Source organism: Gemmatimonadota bacterium (genome assembly GCA_016209965.1).
Classification (GTDB): domain Bacteria; phylum Gemmatimonadota; class Gemmatimonadetes; order Longimicrobiales; family RSA9; genus JACQVE01.
In genome coordinates, this window is sequence record JACQVE010000180.1 from 1 (window position 1) to 2,128 (window position 2,128).

A 2,128-nucleotide genomic window follows, 5' to 3' on the forward strand; every position below is an offset into this window, starting at 1 on the left:
CCATTCATGCGCCACCGCGTCCTCCCGCGCAAGGCGGTTGGCCGAGGCATTCCCGACGGCAGTAATCGATTCGGCGGAGTTCATCCAGAGAATTCGCTTAGCGGGGGATCGGCTGAGTCAGGGCCTCGGTACCCCGCGCAACAGTAGTATAGGCCGGCTGATGCAGAGCGGGCAACCGGCGCGGCTGTCAGCGTCGTAGGCCCGAGGCGCTCGTAGCCCGGTCCATGCCAACCTAGTCATCTACGGCGGCCAAGGCGATAGCTCGATGGGGCAGGAGGGTTTCGGCGCCTTCGTCACACTGCGGGCCGGCGTAGCCGGTCAGCACCCCTTGCGTTGCCGACGCCCGGCCCGGGTGAGGCTCCGCGGCCAGCGCCCCCGCTTCCTCCTCGGCCGGCACTCAGTTCCTTTGGTCAAGCATTACGGGCGCCAGACTCCACTGAGTGCCGGCTTGCGCGGTGGGGGTTCGAGGCGCAGTTTCGCGGGCCAGCACGGCCCCGGCGTGAGTCGGCGGCGCCGGAGCGGAGCGGTCCAGCAGAGAGAGGAGTTGAGCGCATGAACAGCCGGCGCGAGTTCCTGCGCAAGAGCGCAGCGGGATTGGGTGCCGCGGCGGTGCTGGGCCCCCTGACCTCTGCGGCGGCGGAGGAGGTGGCGGCTGTCGAGCCGGGCGCCGTTGCGCCGCCCATCGAGGCGCTAGAGTCGCGCCTGGCCGAGGAGCCGCCGCCCATCACGGAGGCGGAGCGGGTGGAGCGACGGGCGCGGGCCCAGGCGCTCATGGCTCAGCTCGAGGTGGACGCCCTGCTGGTCGAGCCTGGTCCCTCCATGCTCTACTTCAGCGGGGTGCGTTGGGGGCGGAGCGAGCGGCTGTTCGCCATGCTGCTGCCTCGGGCGGGGGAGGCGCTCTTCATCTCACCCGCCTTCGAGCGCCAGCGGGCCGAAAGTCTGGTCGAGTCCCGCTTCCCCATCCGGATCTGGCAGGAGCACGAAAGCCCCTATACCCTGGTGGCCGCTGCCCTGAGGGAGTGGGGCGCCGCGACCGGTACGCTGGCGCTGGACCCCAGCGCCCGCTACTTCCTGGCCCGCGAGCTGGGCCGCACTGCGCCCGCCCTGCGCCTGGCGGACGCGAGCCCGGTCATGGAGCGGACGCGGGGGCTCAAGACGGCGCACGAAATCGAGATCATGCGCTTTGCCAACCGCACCACGCTGGAGGCTTTTCGCGCCGCCCTGGCCACGCTGCGCGAGGGGATGACGCAGGCGGAGCTGGCGCGCAACGTCTCCGAGGCCATGACCCGGCTGGGCTATAGCGGCGGCGCGCTGGTGCTGTTCGGCGAATCGTCGGCCTACCCGCACGGGCTGGAAAAGCCGCAGGCCCTGCGCCAGGGGGATGTTGTGCTGGTAGATGGCGGCCTCTCCGTGCACGGCTACGCGGCCGACGACACGCGCACAGTGGTGTTCGGCCAGCCCTCGGCCGAGCAGACCCGCGTCTTCGAGGTGGTGCTGGAGGCGCAAGCGGGCGCGCTGGCCGCTGCGGCGCCGGGGAAGAAGGCGGGGGAGATCGACGCCGTGGCGCGCAAGGTGGTGGACGACGCCGGCTACGGCCCCGACTACCGTCTGTTCACCCACCGCCTCGGCCACGGCATCGGGCTCGAGGGGCACGAATGGCCTTACCTGGTGCGGGGGAGCGAGGTTGTGCTCGAGCCGGGCATGAGCTTCAGCAACGAGCCGGGCATCTACCAGTACGGCAAGTTCGGCGTGCGGCTGGAGGACATCATGGTCATCACGGAGACGGGCGCGGAGCTCCTCACCCCGCCGGCGACCTCGCTGGATCCGGCGGCGGTGGCAGTCACGTCGCCTTGAGCCGCTCTGTCCCTGGCCGGAGTCGTTGATGGCCCTGTCCCCGAGATGTCCTACCTGACCGCCTTCGTGCTCCACCCGGACTGTGCCCTGCACGACACGGGGTGGGGCCACCCGGAGCACCAGGGGCGGCTGCCCGCGATCCTGAGTGCGGTGTACGCCGATCTGCCCGAGCTGCTGGAGGTCATGCTGCAGCGCGAGCCGGAGCCGGCGCAGGTCGAGGAACTGCTGCGGGTACACACGCCCGAGCACGTCGAGCGGGTGCAGCGCGCGGCGG

The 2,128-nt window shown here is 71.1% G+C and carries 2 protein-coding genes; both read left to right on the forward strand.

Going from position 1 to position 2,128, the window contains the following annotated elements:
- Nucleotides 1–552 precede the first annotated feature (552 nt).
- On the forward strand, nt 553–1,854 hold the full coding sequence (locus HY703_07370) for an aminopeptidase P family protein (protein MBI4544995.1): 1,302 nt from the start codon (nt 553–555) through the stop codon (nt 1,852–1,854).
- A gap of 45 nt (nt 1,855–1,899) precedes the next feature.
- The coding region (locus HY703_07375) for a histone deacetylase family protein (GenBank protein MBI4544996.1) at nt 1,900–2,128 on the forward strand (229 nt) is incomplete at its 3' end.

Coding starts and splice junctions, on each gene's coding strand:
- HY703_07370 (MBI4544995.1), top strand. CDS start 553: ATGAACAGCCGGCGCGAGTTCCTGCGCAAGAGCGCAGCGGGATTGGGT.